Raw genomic sequence first — 22,052 nt, 5'->3', positions numbered from 1 at the left:
CAACAATCAGATATCTGAATATAAAACCTGATTCTCCTGAACGAGTATAGCCTGCAGCTCGTCAGCCTTTACATTCTGAACAACGCCGTCCGCCTCAAGCGCCAATACAGCCGCAGCCGCAGCTGACTGTCCCAGGATCATAAAGACCGGCTCCATCCGGATGGAGCCGTATGCCGCATGGGTAGCGGAGACACACACCGGCACGAGCAGGTTGGCGCATTCCTTCCGCTTCGGTATAAGTGCCCGGTAGCTTATCGGATAGGGGGCGGCCAGGCGGATATAAAAACCTCCCTCCGTGCTGACATGCCCGTCTTCATTCACATAATACTGGGTATGGTGTGAATCCATGGCAAAGGAGCCCATACCCACGGAATCCGGCACCCGATTTTCCAGTCTGACGTCATGCTCAGTCACCACATAATCGCCGATCATGCGGCGGGATTCCCGGATATACAACTGGGGGGTCCAATGGCCGCTTTCGATAAATTCATCGAGCGGCAGGCCCCACGGCCGGTAGACAGCCCGGATTTCCTCCGGCACCCGGGGATGATTCTGAATAGTCCAGACATAGCCCTGCTGGTAGATGCGATGAGCTTCCCACATTTGTTCCCGCGACTGGTAATCCGCCTCCGCATAGTCATGGTTCATCCCGTTGTAGTCAGTGGAAATGCCGCTGTTGTTGTTGGAATCCGTCTTGTCCGGGGTCACCCGGTTCAGCTTAAAGAAACGGGAGTCCTGTCCTTGCTCGATGGCCCTGAACAGAATCTCGTAATCGGCTTCGTTATAGCCTTCCGGCTTTTCAATGTCTATGCGGTTGTCCGGATTGTTGGTCAGGCACATGCGGAAATTGTAAGCCTGGAGCTTGTCATCCCCATCGCCGATACCGCCGCCGCAGTGCGGCAGGACACGCTTAAGCAGGCCGCTGGCAGGCACACCCTTCACCACATAAGGATCTATACCGCCGGGCAGCTCATTGCCGGGACGGATGCCATTCAGCGTCTCGCCGTACTGAGCATTTGATTCCCGGCCAACAAAATAGGAGACGCCGGCTTTGCCCATCAGATCGCCTTCGTAGCCGGCATCGATGAACATGCCGCCCTTGAAGATGCTGCCGGATTCCATGCGGATGGAAACGATGGTATCCCCCTGCTTTGTCACACCGTCCGCCAAGTCAAGCCGCTCTCCGTAAACCACTTCGATGCCATACTCCGTCACCCAATCCTGCAGCACTTCCAGCGCAACCTTGGGCTCAAAAAGCCAGCAGGCCTCTTCCTGTGCATATTTCCGGGCCACCCGCTGGTAGAACTCCAAGGACAAGCCGCCAACGGCTTCCTTCATCCCCACATCCGTATCGCCCAGCCCGCCGCTGGTCAACCCTCCGATCCGCCGGCCCGGTTCAATCACCACCGCGCTTTTGCCCATTTTCCGGGCTTGAACCGCTGCGGCGATGCCAGCGGCCGTACCTCCGTAAATAACAATGTCATACGTTTTATCCTGATTCACACTGTTCTCCTCCATTCGTATTGCATCTGCAAAAACGATTATAAACCGTTCAGCGGTGCTTATAGAATGATGCATCTTCCTTTTTCAATTGATGAATCTTACTGTTTTTCTGGAATGCCGTTTTTATGGGAAAAGGCTTTTGAAATCAGAATCGGCTTATGATAAGGTGATTTCCGAACGACGCCGACAAGCGCGTTAATCCCATACCATGATCTAAATTAGGAGGAACTATGAAACCCCAATTCCGCTATTTGAGCAAGCCGGCCCTTGAGCCTGTCCCGGGCTGTGACTGGGCCGACAAGATGGTGTTGAACCCTGCCATTGTCAAAGACCCAGACTCCGGCGACATCCATATGCTTTTCCGGGCGACGGGCCCGTGGCCGCAAAAACGAAGGGAAGGCTGCCATGATCCCTATCCGATTTTTCTGGGTTACGCCAAAAGCACCGACGGGGGGGAAACCTGGGATGCAGACTTTACTCGGCCCGCCCTGGCTCCTGCACTGGGGTATGAAGAGCACGAGCTGTACATTACGGATATCCATGGAAAAAAAGTGCGGAATTACGCCAACGGCTGCGTGGAGGACCCGCGTATTTTTTATCTGGAGGATGAATTGTATGTAACGGTGGCCTGCCGCGCATTTCCCCCGGGTCCCTATTGGCTCAGCAGCCAGCATCCCCCCGTTCAGACACGCTTTGAATATGTGCCGGATTGGATATTTGAAGGAGACGGTAAGGACCCGTTCATTAAGACAGCCCGTTCCAACGATACGGTCAGCGTTCTCTACAGGCTGGATTTGGACAAATTGAAGCAAAGGGAGTATGAAAGCGCATTCCAGTATGTAGGCCCGCTTACCGAAGGCCATGTCAGTGACAACCGTGATGTGTTCTTCTTTCCCGAAAAAATGATGATTGCCGGCAAACAGCAGTATCTCATGCTGCACCGCCCGATGAATGTCCTGCCCTTTGAAGGGGGAGAGCAGGCCGGAAAGCCCTCCATCTATTTGGCGGCGGCCGAATCGCTGGAGGATTTTGCCTCATCCAAAGCCACCCATAGGCTGCTGGCCCAGCCGGTGTTTGATTGGGAGGAGAACCGCATCGGTGCGAGCTGGCCGCCAATTTCCCTGGGGAACAAGGAATGGCTGGTATCGTACCATGCGAAGCAAGATGCGCAGGTTGGGTACACGCAATCCTTTATGATCGTCCGGGAACAGGAAGACGACTTCCCGGCGGTTGTTCACCGCTGCTCTGAACGTCTGATGTTCGCGGAGCGGGAGTGGGAAATGCCGCAGGACTACCCTACACCCTGCCTGTTTACGACCGGAGGAATCGTCCTGGGTGAAGAGCTGATCATGTCGTATGGGGCGGCCGATCAGAAGGTCGGCATTTCCTGGGTCAATTTTAACGAACTGGTGGCTTTTATCCGGGAATATGGCGAGGATGGAAGACGGACCGGCAGACCATAGGATTCTGTCCCTGAACAGTGAGTCTGCCGCACTCCTTTTCCATGGACCAGGGCCTATAATAAAAACGAGCTCACAATACAAACGTTAATTAAAGGGGTAGAAGGTATGCAAAAAAAATGGTTGGGTCTCGGGCTGAGCATCATGCTGGCAGCGGGAATCGCAGGCTGCGGCGGCAACAACAGCGGCAACAGCAGTGCGGCAACAGAAGCGCCTGGCACAGCAGCTCCATCGGCCGATGCTGGCGGCAACACGGCGACAGGCGAGCCTATACAGCTTAAATACTGGACTGACGACCGTCATGACCAGGAGTATATCAAGGAACTGATCAATAAGTTCAATGAAACCAACGGCGAAAACATCCAGGTAGAGCTGACGGTCATGTCCGAGAACTATGCGCAGAGCGTTGATATTGCATTCTCCAGCAACCAGGCGCCTGATGTGCTTCGCCTGAAGAGCGGCAACGCCTCCGAATTTGTCAAAAAAGGCTACCTTGCTCCGATCGACGGCTATCTTAGCGAGGATATAAAAACAAAATTCGGCAGTCTGCAGCTTGACAATGTGAACCGTTTTGACGGCAAGCTGTACTCGCTGGCCAATACCGGCCTGACCCTGCGTCTGGTTTACAACAAGGACCTCTTCGCCAAAGCGGGCATTGAGAGCCCTCCCGCCTCGCTGCAGGAAATGGTTGATGACGCCAAAAAAATCACCGAAGCCGGCAAATCCGAGGGCATTTACGGCTTTGCATTGAACTTCAAGAGCCCGAAATCGGCATTTGACCGTTCCATCCGGGAGATTCTCTCCCTGAGCGGCTATCAGGGGCTTGGTTTTGACATGAAGACCGGACAATTTGACTTTGCGCCATATTCGCAGGTTATTGAATATTTCAAGCAAATGTATGAGGACCGCAGTATCCTTCCCGGTGCGGAGACGCTCGACATTGATCCGCTGCGCGCCCAATTTGCGGCCGGCAAAATCGGCATGTACCTTTCCTTCTCGACGGAACCGGGTGTGTACAAGGACCAATTCCCGACGGAAATCAACTGGGCGGGCGCACTGGCCCCTACGCTGGACGGTCAAATCAAAGGAACCTCCGAAATTGTATCCGCCGGTACCTGGCTCGGTATCAGCGCCAAATCGGCGCATCAGGATGCAGCCTGGAAGTTCATGGAGTATATGTACGGCGACGATGTTCTGAAGACCTACCATGAAAAAGGCTTCGGCATCGCCGTAGTGCCACATATTGTGGAGCAAGCTCAAAACCCGGACATCAAGGGTATGGAAGGTTTCCTGGTCGGTGAACACGACTCGCTCTGGCCGGCTTCGCCGACCGTTACTCCGGAGGGCACTAATTATGCCGACGCATTCTTCAAGTACATGCTTAGCGGCGGGGATGCACAAGCCATCACGACGGATTTGAACACCAGATACAATGACGCATTGTCCAAGGCTGTGGAGAAAGGCGAAGTAACCGTAACACCGAATGCCGCCTTTGACCCGAGCAAACCTCAGGGAGAATAACAGGTAAAGATGGGACTGCCGCGCACTTCCTGGCGGCCGCCCCTTTTCTTTCCCCGAAGGAGGAACGAAAGATGGAATTTAAGTGGAAACGGCTGGGGGAGAATACTCTTTTTTTGATCCCAAGCATCATTTTAACGGCAACCCTGGGCATCTATCCCCTGATCTGGATGCTGCGCTATATGTTCTATGATTATGCCGGCTACGGCGAGGCGCTGTTCGTTGGCCTGGACAACTTCAGCCGTCTGCTGCGCGATGAATTGTTCTGGGAGTCGGTAGGTAACACCTTTATCTTTGCCGGCGGGAAGCTGCTGCTGACACTGCCCTTGTCCCTGCTGCTGGCAGTCATCCTGAACGGCCGGCTGCGCGGCGGAAATCTGCTGCGGGGGATCTATTTCATGCCGACGGTCATCAGTACCGCAGTCATATCGGTTGTTTTTTATAACATCTTTAATTCCTATAACGGGATGGTTAACACACTTTTGATGAAGCTGCATCTGGTCTCCCAGCCGATTGACTGGCTCGGTCCAAAGCATGCGATGCTCACCGTCATTCTGGTCGCGGTATGGGGTGCGGTCGGCAACTATATGCTGCTGTTCCTGGCCGGACTGCAGAGCATTCCGCAGGATCTGTACGAGAGCGCGGCCATCGACGGCGCGAACGCCGGAAGGCGGTTCTGGAATATCACGCTTCCCATGCTGGCTCCGGTAGCCCAGATGGTCATTATGCTGGCGATTATCGCTTCCTTGAAGGGCTATGAGAGCATCATGGTCATCACGGAAGGCGGACCGATCGGCAAAACCGAGGTCATGTACCTCTATCTGTACAAACTTTTGTTCCCGGTATCCACCGGATCGCCAGTTGTGCAGCAGCTTGGATACGGCAGTGCTGTAGGCTTCGCAAGCGCCATTATCGTCGGCGGCATCACCGGCCTGTACTTCTTCCTGAGCCGTAAAATGAGCAAGGTATATTAAACGCATGGGAGGTCCAGCAATGAACGAGCAAGTGTTATCCCAACAGCCGGACAGGCGCGGGAACATCACGGCCCGCCCGGTTCCGGGCCATGCAGGCAGGATTGTGGCCCGTACGCTCATGTGGCTGTTTTTATTGGCGACGGCGGTACTGACCCTGTTCCCCCTTTTTATGACGCTATCCGGCTCCCTCAAGACCGGCGCCGAAATGATGACCGGCGGCAGTCTGCTGCCGGCCAAGCTGCAATTCTCCAACTACGCGGAAGCCTGGAAGCAGGCCAACTTCGCGCGCTATACCTGGAACAGCGCTTTTGTCAGCATTATGGTTACGGCAGGCACCCTGCTGGTCGCGGCTATGGCGGCTTATGTGGTCGACAGGCGCGATTTTCCCGGCAAATCCCTATACGTGACGGTCCAGGCTTCAATGATGTTCATTTCCGTCGGCGCCATCGTGCTGCGCCCGCAGTTTGACCTGATGGTCGCGCTGCATCTGAACACCTCGCTATGGGGTGTCATCCTGATTCTGATCAGTGCCCATTCCAGCACGTTTTTCATGCTGCAGGGCTTTTTCAAGGCTATTCCCAGGGAGCTGGACGAAGCAGCTATGGTGGACGGCTCCGGCTTTATCCGTACGTTCTTCCGCATTATTTTGCCGCTCTTGACGCCGGGACTGGGCGTGGCCGGATTGTTCGCCTTCCGCCATGCGTGGAACGAATATATCCTGCCGCTGGTGTTCACAATGACCAATCCGCAGCTGCAGACGCTGACCGTCGGTCTGGCCAACCTCCGCTACGGCTCTTCCGCGGCCATGCAGATCCATCTGATGATGGCGGGGGCCTGCCTGTCGATCCTGCCGATGCTGCTCGCTTATATTTTGGCCAACAAGACGTTTATCCAAGTAACGGCGGGCTCAGTCAAAGGTTAGATTCAATTCCATATACAAGGAGCATTATGATATGAGCGATTTAACAGTTGGACCTTTATTCTCCAGTCCGGTAATCACCCGGCATCCTGCGAACCCGATTCTGTCGCCGGGCAATGTGCCTTACGGTCCCGCGATGGTCTTCAACGCCGGGGTCGCCAAATTCAAAGGCAAATATGTGATGGTTTTCCGCAATGACTATGGCGATGAACGCAAGGGGATTGTTGCCCCTCACCATACAACCAATCTCGGGCTGGCCTTCAGTGAAGACGGAATCAAGTGGGAGGTTCAGCCGCAGCCCTGCTGGTCCTGGCATGACGAGGAGGTTATCCGCGTGTATGACCCGCGGCTGACGGTAATCGGCGAGCAATGCTACATGTGCTTTGCGGTCGATACGAAGCACGGACTGCGCGGCGGCATTGCCGTAACGGAGGATTTCCGCTCCTTCGAGGTGCTGAGCCTGTCGCTGCCGGACAACCGTAATATGGTCCTGTTCCCGGAGACAATCGGAGGCCGTTATGTGCGTCTGGAGCGTCCCATGCCTGTATACAGCCGGGGCGGCAAAGACCGCTTCGACATGTGGATGAGCGACTCCCCGGACCTGAAATACTGGGGGAACTCCAGGCTGCTGCTGGCGGTGGAGGATGTGGCCTATGCCAATGACAAGGTAGGCCCGGGTGCCCCGCCCGTCAAGACGGACAAAGGCTGGCTGACCTTATTCCACGCCGTGGACCTGGATCGCAGCCGCGGCAAGAACGGCTGGGAGGACAGCTGGAAGAAGCGTTATACCACCGGGATTATGCTGCTGGATCTCGAAGATCCCAGCCGGATTATCGGCCGGGCGGCTGCGCCTCTGCTTGCCCCGGAGGCTGCTTATGAGACCAGCGGAGGCTTCCGCAATGACGTTATTTTTCCGGGGGGCATGATTCTGGAGGATTCCGGGGAAGTCAAAATCTACTACGGAGCCGCAGATACGGTGGAATGCCTGGCTACTGCGCATGTGGACGATCTGCTGCGTCTTTGTCTTGAAGGCGTGGTCAAGTAATTAGCCGTAGGGAAAGGTAAACCTATATAGATTGGAGAGGTTTCTATGAATAACGGATATATTACACTGCCTTCCGCCGTCATTCCGGTTACCCGCGAGGTGGATGTGCTGGTTATCGGCGGCGGGGCTTCCGGCATCGCCGCAGCCATTGCCGCTGCGCGGGGGGGAGCCACAACTATGCTGGTGGAGCAAAGGGGATTTCTCGGCGGCATGGGCACGGTTGCGCTCGTCCCCGCCTTCTGCCCCTTTACGGATAAACAGAAGCCGATTGTCCGCGGCCTTGGCCTTCAGCTGATGGAGCAGATGAAGGAGGCTTGCGACCCTGCTTTCCGCAAGGAATATCAGGATATGCTGGATTGGGTACCGATTGATCCGGAGGTGCTGAAACGGGTCTATGACAATGCCGTTCTGGAAAGCGGTGTGACGCCGCTATACCATACTTTTGTCTACGATGTGGTGCTGTCCCCGGACCGCAAGACGGTTGAGGGCGTCATTGTCGTCAACAAAACCGGACGCTCCTTCATCTCCTGCCGGTATATTATTGATTGTACCGGAGATGGAGACATCGCCGCGCTGGCAGGCGTTCCTTTCCAGAAGGGCGGAGAGGAGGGCGAGCTTCAGCCCGGCAGCATGTGCTACCTGCTGGCAAATGTCGACCGCCCGAAGTTCAGCCGTTTCCTGGAGGAGAGCGGAGATACGGGCCAGCTGCACACAACAGTGGAGCTGGCGATTTCCGAAGGAGCGCTGCCGGAGGGCCGTAAGTCGATTTCCGGCCTTGCCTGGGTGAGCGACTATCTCGTAGGGGTCAACTTCGGCCATGTGTTTGGTATCGACGGAACCCTTGCCGAGGATCTGACGCGCGGGGCGATTGAAGGGCGCCGCACGGCGGAGCGCCAGCTGCAGTTCTTCCGCAAGTATGTACCGGGCTTTGAGCACGCCCATATGGTGGCGAGCGGAGAGCAGCTCGGCATCCGGGAGACCCGCCGCATTGAAGGGGATTATATCCTGACCGTGGATGATTTCATTACAGCCCGTTCCTTCCCCGACGACATTGCCCGCAATGCCTATTATATTGACATCCATCTCGCCAACAGCAAAAGCGATATGACCTTTAACCATCTGCCTCCGGGAGTTTCGCATGGCGTGCCTTACCGGATCATGCTGCCGGTCGGCATCGACAACCTGTGGGTGGCCGGACGCTCCGTGTCCTCGGACCGGGCGGTTCAGGGCTCTCTGCGGGTTATGCCCAACTGCTTCTCTATGGGCCAGGCAGCCGGCACGGCGGCTGTGCTTGCGCTGCAAGGCAGCACCGGCTCACGGGGCATAGCCGTTGCTGAGCTTCAGCGGCGGCTGCTGGAGCAGGATGTGTGGCTGGGTGAAGATCGGGTACCCGCCGAGAAGGAGAAGGAGAAGGAAGGGAACACGCCGTGAGGCTGCTTTCTCTAACGGACGCATGGTTTCACGGCGCCGTTTCGCTGGAGCACCTTGAAGGCGGAATTAAGCCTTGGCGGATTCCTTTCCCGGATTACGGGCTGTATCCGCCCGGGGGGATCGAGGGGAAAGCGGAAATCTGCGCCGGTGTCCGCCTGCGGCTGCGTACGGATTCCGCGGAGGTTGCGGTTTCGTTCGCGCCGCTTGCAGAGGAGGCCGCGATGGATTGCGTGGCTGGAGGAGCGCTCCTCTGGACGCTCCATCTGCCGGCCGGCGCGACTGAAGCGCATTTCGGCGGATTGCCCGGCGGGACCAAGGATTTAGAAATCTGGCTCCCGCAGAATACGGGCATGACTGTCACCGGTCTGCGGATCAGTGCCGGTGCATTCGGCGTCCCGCTGCCGGACGGCCGGCCCCGCTGGGTCACCTACGGCAGCTCCATTACGCAATGCGTCGCGGCATCCAGCCCTTCGCGTACCTGGCCTGCCATTGCAGCCGAGGCCTGCGGCTTCAACCTGACCAGCCTCGGCTTCTCCGGCAACTGCCATATGGAGCCGATGATCGGGCGGCTGATCCGCGATCTGCCGGCTGATTTCATCTCCATTTGTGCGGGGGTGAACATCTACGGCGCAGCCACCTTAAGCCCGCGTATGTTCAAGCCGCTGCTGATCGGACTGCTGGAGACCATCCGCGACGGACATAAGGAAACTCCGCTGCTTGTCATTACTCCGGTCTATGGCACCATCCGTGAAACAGAGCTCAATCCGCTGGGCTTCACTCTGCCGATGATGCGCGAAGCCATCCGCGAGACAGTGAAGCTGCTGCGGGAGCGGGGCGACCGCTATCTTTACTGCCGGGACGGGCTGGATTGGCTCGGGGCGGAGGAGGAGGCCTTCCTTACGGACGGTCTGCATCCCGGAGCCGATGGGTACAAGCTGATGGGCAGGCGCTTCCCGGGGCTTTTGGAGGGCGTATACCGCTCCGCAGATAAGTAACGGGGACCAGCACCGGTTGCTTTGCGCCCCGAACGATCCGCAGAATTTCAGAACAGTATATTTTTATCCCTGGAGAGTGGGCTTACCCCGCTCTTTTCTTTTTGGACAGGCATTATAGTAAATGAATAGCTCCGTGCAAAGGAAAATGAAAGCGATTACTATCCCCGGAGCCCAAAAGGAGAAGCAGGAAGGAAAGGAGCTGATGTACCGGAAGGGTCAGGTTCTACCGGGTGTGCCCGTGCGTAAGGGTTATATAAACCGCAATTACGTTTATAACCTCACATGGAGATAATCTATCGCCTCCACAGCTAAAGTCCTTTAGCAGCAGGGTTCCGGTTTGGGTTGTAAGGTGATAGAAAACCGAGCTGCAAATACGGATTCTCCTTGGGAAACAGCTGTAACTCGGTAGCGTAATGAATCGGGCTGTTGTCCAACATCAAAGCCATTTTTTTGCTGGGGGAAGCAGAGAGAAGATCCTGTAAAACTAAATAAAGGCGGCAGCGTCCGCCTCTCCTTCTTCTGGGTGATGCACTTGCCCTGTTTCGCAGGTAATGGCACGGCATCATGAATGAGACGGGCTGAAATAACTGTACTTTCTGCAACTAAACTAGGCTAATTAGCTTCGCAGCAGGTTTTAACTGCACTCTATACATTTATATTTGCCGAAAACGCCCCGAACCGGCTTTTTCGCGAAAAATAGATGTACAGAATACAGTTATCTTCTTAAAATGACTAAATTCCCCTGTTTTAATTGCACAAACTACACTTAAAACTGATTTGGCTCCGAACCGACTGACTAAGGTTAGCGCTTTGGCAAGGGAGATCCATCCGCTGCTCAACGCTTTCAGGAGACGGTTCGTTAGTCTCTTAATGACGTTCTATATAGATTATTTATTTTGAGGAGGCCAATATGCGTATTAAAAAGGCAATGGTTCTTTTATTAGCGTTCGCCGTCATGCTTACCGGGTTTATTCCGCAGACAGCGGGGGCGGACGAAGCCGATCCAAGCTACTCGCTAACGGCAACAGATTCTGCAGGCGCAGCCGAATCCCCGGCTTCTCTGCAGAATGCGCAAGGGGCGGCAGTCATTCAGAACTATCCGAAGCCCGACATTTATGAAGCATCCGCCATTTTTTCGTTGAAAGCGGATTCAGAAGCAGTCCCCGTAATCAAATATTTGCCTGACTATGATTACGCGCAGTTTTCATTTTCAGGAACCGTCACCCTTGAGGTTACGGCGAACCAGCCGATCACCAATTATTCGATCAGTCCGCTCGCCAAGAATATCCAGGGGACAGTCAACGGAAACAAACTGACCTTCACCCTTTCTGCCTCAACCTATGTGATCGTGGATATCAATCAAGCCCCCAATGAAAAGGCGGATGAGCCTGACCCGGAAAAACGGAGAAAACGGCTTGTCATCGCCGCCGATCCGCTCGAAACGGATATTCCCGCCTCTACAGGTCCCGGAATTTACAATGTAACCGCTGCGCCGTACAACGCGGACAGCTCCGGGACGACCATCACGTCGAATGCAATTCAGCAGGCCATTGACGATGCCAATCAAGCCGGAGGCGGCATCGTGTATATCCCGGCCGGCGTCTACAAGAGCAGCAACCTGACCTTGAAAAGCAATGTCACCTTCTATCTGGCGGGAGGCGCCGTCATTGTCGGCACAGGCAGGGGTGAGGATTACCGGAATGACTTCCGGAAGGATTCTATCTCGGACGGAACTTATTTTATCCGCACGGCCGTAAATTCCGAGAATATCACCATGCGCGGACGCGGAACCATCGACGGGAAAGGGATCGAGATGCGGAAGCGGAAAATGACCGATCCGCCGCCGACCCACAAAAAAGGGGAAGGCTTTATCAATAATCTGGTCGTTCCCATCGCAACCAGCCATTTTACGTTTGACGGCTTGACCTTGCGGGATGGCGGGTTCTGGGCGTTCCTCGTGGTCCGTTCCGACAATGTGAGGATTACGAATTATAAGGGCTTCCAGGACTTGCATGTACTTGAGGATGACGCCATTGATATCAACGAGAGCCAGAACGTGCTGGTGAAGCATGCCATTGCCATTTCAGACGACGATACGTTTTCCACTAAAACGTGGCCGCAGAAGGGGATGTCCAAAGACTGGCCGGGAGCCATTGAGAGCCTGAGCAACGTGGTCTTTGACGACTGTCTGGCCTGGACCCGCTGTGCAGCCTTCAAGCTGGGGATGGGCATATGCACGCCGCAGGTCGGCGTTACCATCCGCAATTCATATGTGTATCAGAGTGCCCGGGCGCTGCTGGTAGATCATGCTTATACGGAAAACCCGCTTCCGGTGGAAGGCTGGGCCAAGGACGTTACATTTGAAAATATTGATATCGAGCGGGTCGGCATCAACCAATTTGGGAATTACTGGCTCCGGATTTCCACCAGCACAGCCGGCGATGTAAGCAATGTCGTGCTCAAAAACATCAATGTCCGCGAAACGGGAGGCGAGTCTCCGATCCAGGGGAATGTCGTCCGGGGCGGAATGGTGAACGGAGTGACGTTCACGGATGTTTATGTGAAGGGCAAGCTGGCAACAAGCCTGAGCGATCTGAAGGCGGCAGTGAAAAATGAAAATGTGAGCGGCGTGGTCATTGCCAATTCCAGCCCTTCTCTTTTCAGCGATCATTTTGAAGACGGCAATCACACGGGCTGGACAGCGGCGGCGGGTACCTGGTCGGTTAAGGAAGAAGCCGGAAACCAGGTTCTGGCTACCGGAAGCCAGACTACGACTTATCTCATTACGGTTAATGATAGTGCCCCATGGACGGATTATACCTATGAGGCGAAGCTGTACCTTCCATTTATCAACGGAGAGGAGAACGCAGGGCTTCTCTTCAGGGTGAAGGACAACAAAAATTTCTATATGTACCGGATCAATGCCAAGAGCAAAAAGCTGGAGCTGTTTAAATCCGTAGACGGAACATTGTCCTCTGTTCTGAACAGTGTTGATTTCACCCCTGCCAAGCAGTGGTACACTGTAAAGGTGGTTGTGAAAGGGAACGCGGTTAAAGGATATGTGGACGGCCAATTAAAGACGGAATGGACAAATAGCGTAAACGAGTTAACTTCGGGAGGCATTGGCTTCCGGACAACCTCGGCCAAAATTCTGTTCGACGACGCCGTTGTTTCCGCAGTCAATGAAGCGCCGACAGACATTGTGCTCTCGCAGGACAGCATAGCGGAAAATACGACAGCGGGAAGCATGGTGGGAACGCTAAGCGCAGCTGATCCGGATGCCGGAGAAACCTTTTCCTATGCGCTGGTTCCGGGAGCAGGTGATACCGACAACGGCAGCTTTTCCATCGCGGTGCTGGGGAATACGCTGTTCCTTCGTACTTCCCCGGACTACGAAACCAAGAACAGCTATACCATCCGCGTAAGGGCCACGGACTCGGGCGGTCTCTATGTGGAAAAGAGCTTTACGATTGATGTCATCGACAAGGATGACACCCCGGTAGATGCGGATCGGGATGCCGTCCTGTTCAGCGAGGATTTTGAAGGCGGAGTTACACCGTTATGGGCCGTCTCCTCCGGCACATGGTCGGCAGCAACGGCTGAAGAAACGAAGCCGCTGGTCCAGAAGGCGAACACGACAGGCCTCATTACAGCCGGCGATGATGCATGGGAGGATTATGCTTATGAAGCCAAGGTCAGAATTCCGATTACCAATGCCAATGCCGGCCTAGTTTTCAGGCTGAAGGACTCCAACAATTATTATATGTACCGCGTGAATGGAGCGAACCAGAAGCTGGAGCTGTTCAAAGCGGTGGACGGCGTTTTGACCAATGTGTCCAGCACGCCGTTCGCGGCGGTTGCGAAGCAATGGTATACGCTGAAGGTCATCGTTCAGGGGAACACAATAAAAGGGTATGCCGACGGGGAGCGTAAAGTGGAGTGGACCAATCCTGTTACCGAATTAACAGCCGGAAAAATCGGTTTTAGAACCACCTCTGTTGATGCGGCTTTTGATGATGTACTCACTGCAGGCATCAAAACGGCCAGCGGACCCTTGACGGTGACCCTCAATGTCTATGCGCCGGCCAACGCGGAGGGCAACAGCCTCAACGTAAATCCAAGCACTACGGTGGCAGAGCAGACGGTGATATTGATGGCGGAAGGCTACAATCAGAACAGTGAACCGACCGTCATCGGCGAAGAAAGGTATTATCCGGCCGTGTGGAGAAGATAGTTTAACAGTTACCGATTTGCCTGCTGCTTTGGAGTTTTTTGAAGAACAATCCGATGTCGTGGTTAGAGAACTCAGCCCTCTTGGTTTCTTTTATATAACAACTCCGTTAACGGGAAACGTTAACCCAATGAGATCACGGAAGCAGCCGATCACGTCGAGGTATTCTAATGCTGAGAGGGCTGAAGACATGGATATTAAAGCGGTGCTCTTTGATTTAGATGGTACGTTATTGAACCGTGATGCCTCGCTTGTCTTTTTTGTTCGCGACCAGTACGATCGGTTTTCACAGCTTCAATTAGTTGAGAAAGACATTTTTGTACGGCGGTTTATCGAGCTTGATAATCACGGATATGTTTGGAAAGATAAGGTTTACCAGCAGCTTATTGATGAATTCTCCATTCAGGATATAGAGTGGACAGAGCTTCTAGGTGATTATTTAATTAGTTTTCAAAGGCATTGCATAGGTTTTCCTAATATGATAACTATGCTTACTCAATTAAAGAACAACGGAGTAAAGTTAGCGCTAATCTCTAATGGTTATGGACAGTTCCAGTATGATAATTTTAAAGCACTGGGTATTAGTCATTTATTCGACGAGGTATTGATATCTGAATGGGAAGGACTTCGAAAGCCAAACCCAGAGATTTTCATTCGAGCTCTGTCAAAGCTGGGAGTGAGAGCAGAAGACGCACTGTTTGTAGGTGACCACCCGGAAAACGATATAAGAGCGAGTCGCGATGTAGGTATTAAAGCAGTATGGAAACGAAATAAACAATTTTTATCAGAAGTTGATGCAGACGCAATTATTAATGATTTGGAGGAATTGACTCAATATGCATTACGCTCTAACGGGAAGCGTTAGTTGAAAATAGCATGGAGCAGTTTGCCGGTTGGCAGCTGCTTTTTTTCATTAAAGTAACGGGCAGGATAGTCCAATGTTCAACAAATTAATATTGCTAAGTTATAAATTGAGAAGAGCTTCTAATTTCGTTTTTAAAGAAAATTCATGTCGTTCGTGTATGTAGGGATTAAACTGGTGTTTTGTATAGTTAAGAAAAGCTATGAGAGGTCTTAAAATCGATATTTTATTGAGACCTAATATGTGTTAATATCGTTTTGTTGATTCGAATCAAACACCATTTAACATAAAGTGAGGTTGCTCAATGGAGTTTGTATTATATCTTGTTCTCATTCTGTTAGGCACCAAATTAGCCGGTCATGTTGCAGTCCGCCTCGGGCAACCATCTGTTCTAGGCGAATTAATCATAGGTATTATTTTAGGGCCTGCCATCTTAGGGTGGATACATGATGGTGAGTTCATTCATTTTTTTGCTGAAACCGGTGTTCTGCTATTAATGTTTATGGCCGGGCTTGAAACGGATATGGATCAGTTGAAAAAGAATTGGATGTCTGCATTTGCGGTAGCTGTAGGCGGGATTATATTACCTTTAGCTGGCGGGTTCGGAGCAGGCCAACTATTCGGATTCTCATCAGCCCATTCTTTATTCCTAGGAGTGCTGCTGAGTGCGACCTCAGTTAGTATTACTGTGCAGGTGTTAAAGGAGATGAACAGACTTGATTCAAGGGAAGCCACCACAATATTAGGTGCAGCGGTTGTAGATGATGTACTGGTGGTTGTTCTTCTAGCTGTTCTTACTAGCTTCTTTGGGACAGGCACTGGAGGAGGTATATCAATCGGTCTGCTGCTTGGTAAAAAACTTATATTCTTTGCCGGTGTCTTCCTTGCTGGATGGTTGTTGGTTCCGAGAACGCTAAAGTTATTATCCCGGATGAAAGTTACTGAACCATTGGTTAGTATTGCCCTGGTTTTCTGTTTTGCTTTTGCCTACTTTGGAGAAAAAATGGGGATCGCCGGAATTATCGGAGCTTTTGCAGCGGGGCTCGCGATCTCACAAACGACTTACAAGCATGAGATAGAGAGAAAAGTCGAGGCCATATCATACTCCATTTTTGTCCCTGTTTTCTTTGTAAGCATCGGACTTAACGTGTCTTTCGATGGAGTAGGGAACCAGATCGGGCTTCTGTTTGTTCTGACGGTTGTGGCTGTATTGACGAAACTTTTAGGTGGTGCTGCGGGTGCTAGGTTAACCGGGTTCAATGGCCGTTCGTCGATTGCTATAGGTTCGGGAATGGTATCCAGAGGTGAGGTTGCATTAATCATTGCTGCAACGGGCATGCAATCTGGATTGCTTCTTGCTGAATATTTTACGAACGTTATTATAACTATTATCCTTACTACGCTTATTGCTCCACCTTTATTAAAGATCGTTTTTAGTACTAGAGCTAACTCTGATGCTGTTCGAGAAAAGAAAAAAATTAAATTCTAACGGGAAACTATAACCTAATGAAATTATAAAAGCAGCCGATCGACGTGATCGGCTGCTTTTATTCAACTAAAGGACAGTTTAGTCGAACAAGATAAGTAGAGGTTTTATGTGGCATTTGACGCGTATTGCGCACCATGAGTGACAACACTTAACTAATGTCCCTGTTAGCTAAGTCCTAAACGTCGATCACCTGCTTCGCAAGCTCCAGTCTAATACTTTATTTTCTTCTTATAGCATACTCCGCAGGCCTGACACTAAAAGGAATAATAAGGTATTTGCGGATGGGCTTCGAGTACATGAGATCGCGGGTACGGGTAAGTCAACTACTTCGTGAAATTAGAGGATATATAATTGAAATCTCCTGAAGAATGAATATAGGGGGAGCAAACGTTAGCTGATCAATTATCTGAAGTAGTTCAAAATTCAAGTGATTAATATATAGAACCAAAGCCGAGTCGTTTACACTCGGCTTTGGTTCTATATGCATTTCAAATGTAGTAACTCTTCATAAATATTAACCAAATATTAATCAGTTTGCCTGAGCCAAATAAATCGAACATTCTTCTGGAAAAGCTTGTGCCGGAAATTCACAAATCATAACCGATTTAGTATCACCGACACGCTGCCGACGAAGGAAAAAAGCCGAACGCAATCATTGAATTTAAACTTATTGAGGCATCAGCGTAATCAGTCCAAGTATGTGACACGTTGGGTAAAAGACGTCTGATTTCAGGAGTGTACTTGCTTTCTTCAAGAAGAACATTAATTCTTTAGATACTGGTACAATACCGATTAGCTGATTCTGATTTGTTCTTTAATTTAACACAAGATAAATGGACTGGGTGAAAAGGATAATGAGTGAAAAAATTCATGTAGCCATATATTCAATAAGTCGAAATATAGTTTCTCCCATAGGTCATACAATTACCACAACAGATTGTTCTTAAGATATTAAATTCTTCTGAGCCCATTCGGTCATGGTCATTCCAGGACGCCCCAAGACCGTTAAAACATCATCGCGAACAATAGTCTGAGCGCTCATTTGGCCAGTCACTGCTAATTTCATCGTTATAACTGCACTCTCCATGTAGGCACGTTCTGGAGCCATTTTCATCTGAGATACATACGCTTCTAGGTTTTCAGGATCGTTAGTATTACACTTGATTTCTTTTCCTGACACTTTAGTTAGAATTTCAGCGACCTCGGGACTTGTTAGTACTTCCGTGCTTAACCAGTAATTGGAGCTACCATGTTTCTCGGGTCCCTCTCTTAACACGGCAGCAGCAACAGCAGCGATATCACCAGCTGACACCCATCCTTGAGGTGCTTCGCTCCAATTAACTGTGAAAGCATTTGTGTCCTTTACCGGAGCCAAAACCGTGTCAGTAATGACATTAGGATGTAGGTGCGTCCAGGCGATACCACTTGCTTCAATATAAGTTTCTACGAGATCATGCCAGACAAAGTGCGGTATCAAGTCCTCACCTGAACTGAACACGCCGAGGTGAACGATATGACGTACTCCTGCATCCACAGATGCATCGACAAACTTTTTGCTTTGATAAAGCATATCTGAGGAATAACCCGTTAGTAAAAACACACGGTCAATATCCGTTAGAGCTCCAGCGAAGGTCTCCGGTCGATTTAGGTCAAGTACAACGGCGTCCCGGCCCTCAGCCTGCCACTTCTCTGCCAAATCAGGCCGGCTTGTTGCTAGACGAACTACTACGCCCTCATCATTGAGGTTAAATTCCTTCACAACATGTGATCCAACAGTTCCAGATGCACCTATTATCAAGATTCTCGATCTTGTCATTTGATATTCCTCCAAGTTTATTATACGGAAATTTCGGGTTCTGTAAATAATATATCGAAAAAAAATACAGAACGCAACAGTATCGATTTTAAAAAGAAAATTGTGTGCATGCCTAAGCAAATGTTATTATAATAATTAATGAAAAAGAGTCTGCCTACAGGAAAGGAGGCCAAAAATTTTATGTCAGATGAAAACCATCACCAAGCAGAAGGAAAAAGAGGGCGTCCTTTAGATATGTCGCTTAATCAAGTAATCCTTGAGACCACTTTAGATTTATTAGCTGAAAACGGATATGATTCCTTAACAGTAGATGCGGTTGCTATCAAAGCGAAAGTGGGAAAGGGAACCATTTACAGACGCTGGTCTTCTAAAATGGAACTTGTTATTGACGCTGCAACGTTAATGAGTCCTTTTGAAATATCAGTAAAGCAACTGAATACAAATCAACCCTTGCGAGGACAGTTGATTGATTTGCTTACACTGTTTTTTCGACATGATAATAAAAAATATGAGAAAGCTATGACTGCGATTTGTAATGCTGTCAATGAGCAATTAGATAAAGCTATACGTGACGCTTTTAATTGGCGTTACAAAGGCGCGTTAGAAACGATTCTACAATCTTATATCACAGAAAATCAAATTACTCTCGAAGATTTAGAGTTGCTCTCAGATATTGGTCCTGCATTAATAATGTATTATAATTACTCAAGAAATCAGTCTAGTGATGATCGTTATGTTGAGCGGATTGTTGATAAATTAATGTTGCCTCTCATAATAACAAAATAACGTAAATAACTTAGGCCTGCTGATTAACAGCATTTAAAATGTAAAATGGCTGCTCTTTCCGGGCCTTAGACACAATAGGAACCTGTACTACAATTAGATGGCCTGGAATAATCATAAACCTTTAAATAAATTTAATAGTGATATTATTAAAAAAGTCGAGCACATATCCTTTATGTGCTCGACTTTTTTAATTTACTAATATGATCAAAAAAAACTGCCGCTATAAGACTTTCTTTAAAAAACTAACTATTTAGCATTAAATACGATACTGTTGTGTTCTGTAATTTATTTTGCTATGATCTTTTTAATAGAACTATTAAGTTCTATATATAGAGGGTTTGGAGGAGGAGAACATGGTAGCACTAATAAGTGATGATTTAGAAAAAACAAAAGATATACAAGGGGTGAAAATAGGTCCACTTTTAGCGGTTTTGCTTTCAGGGGCATTTGTCGCAATTTTAAGCGAAACAATTTTAAATGTTGCCATAAATGCAATAATGACTAATTTTGAAATAAATTCAAGTGTTGCTCAGTGGCTTGTCACTGGTTACATGCTAGTTATTGGTATAGTTGTTCCGATTTCAGCTTATTTTATGCGACGTTTTTCAACGCGACAGTTATTCATAACTGCAATGTCTCTCTTTACATTAGGAACACTTATTGCGGGGTTTAGTCCTACATTTTCTATCCTATTAATTGGAAGATTAACACAAGCAGTAGGGACGGCAATAATGCTTCCTGTATTGACTAATACCATTCTAGCTGTGATTCCTATTCAACGTCGTGGAGCAGCCATGGGTATGGTAGGGCTTGTTATAATGTTTGCTCCCGCTATAGGTCCAACTTTATCTGGATTGATCATAGAAAGTTTGTCTTGGCGGTGGCTATTCTATTTGACTTTTCCTATTGCTGCTGTTTCTTTACTAATAGGAATGAAAGTGCTGGTTAACGTGACCGAGACGTCTAAGCCGAAACTTGACATTCTATCTTTTATATTATCCACGCTTGGTTTTGGTGGTATTGTGTACGGCTTTAGTGCAGCTGGAAAAGGAGATGCTAATTTTACTGATCCTTTTGTACTTACATCATTACTGGTTGGACTGACTTCATTGATTTTATTTTTTTGGAGACAGTTGAAATTGGAAAATCCCCTTCTAAATGTTAGAGTACTCCGTTATCCAATGTTTTCACTTGGTCTTTTGCTTGTCATGCTCACCATGATGACAATGTTCGCAATGATGTTAATACTTCCTATATACATGCAGGGTGCCATTCTATTAAGTGCTGTGGCAACAGGTTTAGTTATGCTTCCAGGAGGTTTAATAAACGGTGCTATTTCACCTGTTATGGGACGATTGTTTGATAAATGGGGGCCCCGTCCTTTATTAATACCCGGCACAATTATCCTTGCTATTACAGTCTTTATGTACCGTTTTGCAGTGCCAGGAGTTTCAACTGTATTTTTGGTTATATTACAAGCAATTCTAATGATTGCTGTCGCAATGATAATGATGCCTGCTCAAACCAATGGATTAAACCAAATTCCAGAAAAGCTCCACCCTCATGGGACCGCGATCTATAATACATTGATGCAAATTTCTGGTGCTATTGGGGCAGCATTATTTATAAGTGTTATGGAGAATGGTCAACAAAATTATTTGACGGATCTCGGCGTAACTAACCCTAGTGTACAGGAGTCATTGGATGCGCTCACGTATGGTTCTCAACAGAGTTTTTCTACCGGTTTTTATTTGGCAATAGCGGCTATTATTATTGCTCTCTTTATACGTAAGAGTAAACAAGGAAAACAATCGGATTAAACAGTTCAAGTCTGTCTTCAGTTTTTAACAAACTCCAAAATATTTACTATGCCAGTGAGTTCTCGCATAGTACAAAGAAGGATTACTGAGGGAGGAAACATGATTATTAAGAATCCTAAACTAAAACTTTCAATCTTGGACTCTGTCCATGTTTATGATCATACTAGACCTATTGAAACGCTCCAAAATGTAACAGAAATGGTGCAGCTAGCAGACGCGTTAGGCTATAACCGGTATTGGTTCACAGAGCATCATAATGTACCATCCATGATGAGTACATCCCCAGATCTGTTAAGTATCCACGCCGCTGCCCATACCAAGAGAATTAGAGTTGGTTCTGGAGGGGTTATGTTGCCTAATCATAGTCCTTTAAAAGTAATGGAGAATTTTTCGCTTCTCGAAGGGTTATATCCAGGGCGAATCGATCTTGGCATAGGAAGGGCATCCGGAGCAGATGGAAGAACAATGATGGCTTTGCTACGATCTAGAGAATTATTAGTGGCAAATGACTTTCCACAACAATTGGATGATCTACTCTCATTTTTTGAACGTAGTTTTGATAAAAGTCATCCGTTCAGTAAGATTAATACACCTGGGGACAGGACCCTTATACCCGAATTGTATATATTAGGAGCGAGCAAAGGTGGTTTACCATTTGCTCTTGAAAAGGGGTTAGGTTTTGTTTTTGCAGGTCACTTGGCTCCGCAACTGGCCGTACCCATGTTAACAGCTTACCGTTCAGATTTTAAACCTTCGTCATATTTAAGTGAACCCAAAAGCATGTTGGCAATTATTGTTATAACAGCTGAAACTAAAGAAGAGGCAGAATATTTAGCAGGACCTATACAGTTAATGTGGGCTCAGTTAATACTCGGTAAACAAGATATAAAGATCCTTACTTTGGATGAAGCGAAAAATCACACGTATACACTTGACGAAGAAAGAGCAAAGGAAATAAATAAAGGACGTTTTGTTATTGGAAGTGTTGAAAGCGTTGCGGAGGAACTTGATCAATTAGCAAAAGCAAGTTTAGTCGATGAAATCATTATCGCTGATTTCTATCCCAATCAAGAAAGTCGCAAGAAAGGTCATCGTTTATTGGCAAATAAAGTAGGCTTGATTTAAGATTCTTTCTGATTTATCGACACGCGATTTCAGAGAAAATGGGATTATAAGGGGGTACTTCGCACAAGTAAATCGCTT

Annotated in this window: 15 protein-coding genes; 13 read left to right on the top strand and 2 right to left on the bottom strand. The window is 49.3% G+C overall.

The window, feature by feature from the left end:
• Positions 1–6: 6 nt before the first annotated feature.
• Positions 7–1,503 (bottom strand): FAD-dependent oxidoreductase, encoded by a 1,497-nt coding sequence (locus R70723_RS22975; protein WP_052421440.1) that lies wholly within the window; start codon positions 1,501–1,503, stop codon positions 7–9.
• A 230-nt stretch (positions 1,504–1,733) separates the two neighbouring features.
• On the opposite strand from R70723_RS22975, the gene R70723_RS22970 reads away from it, so the two are divergent.
• The 10 genes from R70723_RS22970 to R70723_RS22920 all read left to right on the top strand — a co-directional run bounded on the left by R70723_RS22970 (position 1,734) and on the right by R70723_RS22920 (position 16,427).
• A complete protein-coding gene (locus R70723_RS22970) occupies positions 1,734–2,966 on the top strand; it encodes a glycoside hydrolase family 130 protein (RefSeq protein ID WP_039875709.1) in 1,233 nt (410 codons plus the stop codon).
• 105 nt (positions 2,967–3,071) lie between these two features.
• Complete coding sequence (locus tag R70723_RS22965; RefSeq protein ID WP_039875707.1) at positions 3,072–4,484, top strand: ABC transporter substrate-binding protein; 1,413 nt, start codon at positions 3,072–3,074, stop codon at positions 4,482–4,484.
• A 71-nt stretch (positions 4,485–4,555) separates the two neighbouring features.
• Positions 4,556–5,455: a carbohydrate ABC transporter permease gene (locus R70723_RS22960; RefSeq protein ID WP_039875704.1), complete on the top strand. Its 900-nt coding sequence runs from the start codon at positions 4,556–4,558 to the stop codon at positions 5,453–5,455.
• Between the two features lie 19 nt (positions 5,456–5,474).
• On the top strand, positions 5,475–6,377 hold the full coding sequence (locus R70723_RS22955; RefSeq protein ID WP_039875702.1) for a carbohydrate ABC transporter permease: 903 nt from the start codon (positions 5,475–5,477) through the stop codon (positions 6,375–6,377).
• 31 nt (positions 6,378–6,408) lie between these two features.
• Positions 6,409–7,419, top strand: coding sequence for a glycoside hydrolase family 130 protein (locus R70723_RS22950; RefSeq protein WP_039875700.1), 1,011 nt, complete (start codon positions 6,409–6,411; stop codon positions 7,417–7,419).
• Positions 7,420–7,464: 45 nt separating this feature from the next.
• Positions 7,465–8,850, top strand: a complete 1,386-nt coding sequence (locus tag R70723_RS22945) for an FAD-dependent oxidoreductase (protein WP_039875699.1) — start codon at positions 7,465–7,467, stop codon at positions 8,848–8,850.
• Complete coding sequence (locus R70723_RS22940) at positions 8,847–9,845, top strand: SGNH/GDSL hydrolase family protein (RefSeq protein WP_039875698.1); 999 nt, start codon at positions 8,847–8,849, stop codon at positions 9,843–9,845. The genes R70723_RS22945 and R70723_RS22940 overlap by 4 nt, the downstream gene beginning before the upstream one ends.
• 910 nt (positions 9,846–10,755) lie before the next feature.
• Positions 10,756–14,079, top strand: a complete 3,324-nt coding sequence (locus R70723_RS32285; protein ID WP_063837772.1) for a 3-keto-alpha-glucoside-1,2-lyase-like domain-containing protein — start codon at positions 10,756–10,758, stop codon at positions 14,077–14,079.
• Positions 14,080–14,266: 187 nt separating this feature from the next.
• Positions 14,267–14,941 (top strand): HAD family hydrolase, encoded by a 675-nt coding sequence (locus R70723_RS22925; RefSeq protein ID WP_039875694.1) that lies wholly within the window; start codon positions 14,267–14,269, stop codon positions 14,939–14,941.
• A 301-nt stretch (positions 14,942–15,242) separates the two neighbouring features.
• Entirely contained in the window at positions 15,243–16,427 is a 1,185-nt protein-coding gene (locus tag R70723_RS22920; RefSeq protein WP_039875692.1) for a cation:proton antiporter, read from the top strand.
• Between the two features lie 943 nt (positions 16,428–17,370).
• Here the strand turns inward: R70723_RS22920 and R70723_RS22915 are convergent.
• Complete coding sequence (locus R70723_RS22915) at positions 17,371–18,243, bottom strand: SDR family oxidoreductase (protein ID WP_047171210.1); 873 nt, start codon at positions 18,241–18,243, stop codon at positions 17,371–17,373.
• A 180-nt stretch (positions 18,244–18,423) separates the two neighbouring features.
• Between R70723_RS22915 and R70723_RS32280 the strand changes: the two genes are divergently transcribed.
• From R70723_RS32280 to R70723_RS22900, 3 genes are all read left to right on the top strand, one after another.
• Positions 18,424–19,029, top strand: coding sequence for a TetR/AcrR family transcriptional regulator (locus tag R70723_RS32280; RefSeq protein WP_052421439.1), 606 nt, complete (start codon positions 18,424–18,426; stop codon positions 19,027–19,029).
• 353 nt (positions 19,030–19,382) lie between these two features.
• Positions 19,383–20,849, top strand: coding sequence for an MDR family MFS transporter (locus R70723_RS22905; protein ID WP_047171209.1), 1,467 nt, complete (start codon positions 19,383–19,385; stop codon positions 20,847–20,849).
• Between the two features lie 99 nt (positions 20,850–20,948).
• Complete coding sequence (locus R70723_RS22900) at positions 20,949–21,974, top strand: LLM class flavin-dependent oxidoreductase (protein WP_039875689.1); 1,026 nt, start codon at positions 20,949–20,951, stop codon at positions 21,972–21,974.
• Positions 21,975–22,052 lie beyond the last annotated feature (78 nt).

It is taken from the genome of Paenibacillus sp. FSL R7-0273 (genome assembly GCF_000758625.1).
Taxonomy (GTDB): Bacteria; Bacillota; Bacilli; order Paenibacillales; family Paenibacillaceae; genus Paenibacillus_AQ.
The sequence above is the reverse complement of the archived record's forward strand: the minus strand, read 5'-3'. Positions and strand labels throughout refer to the sequence as shown.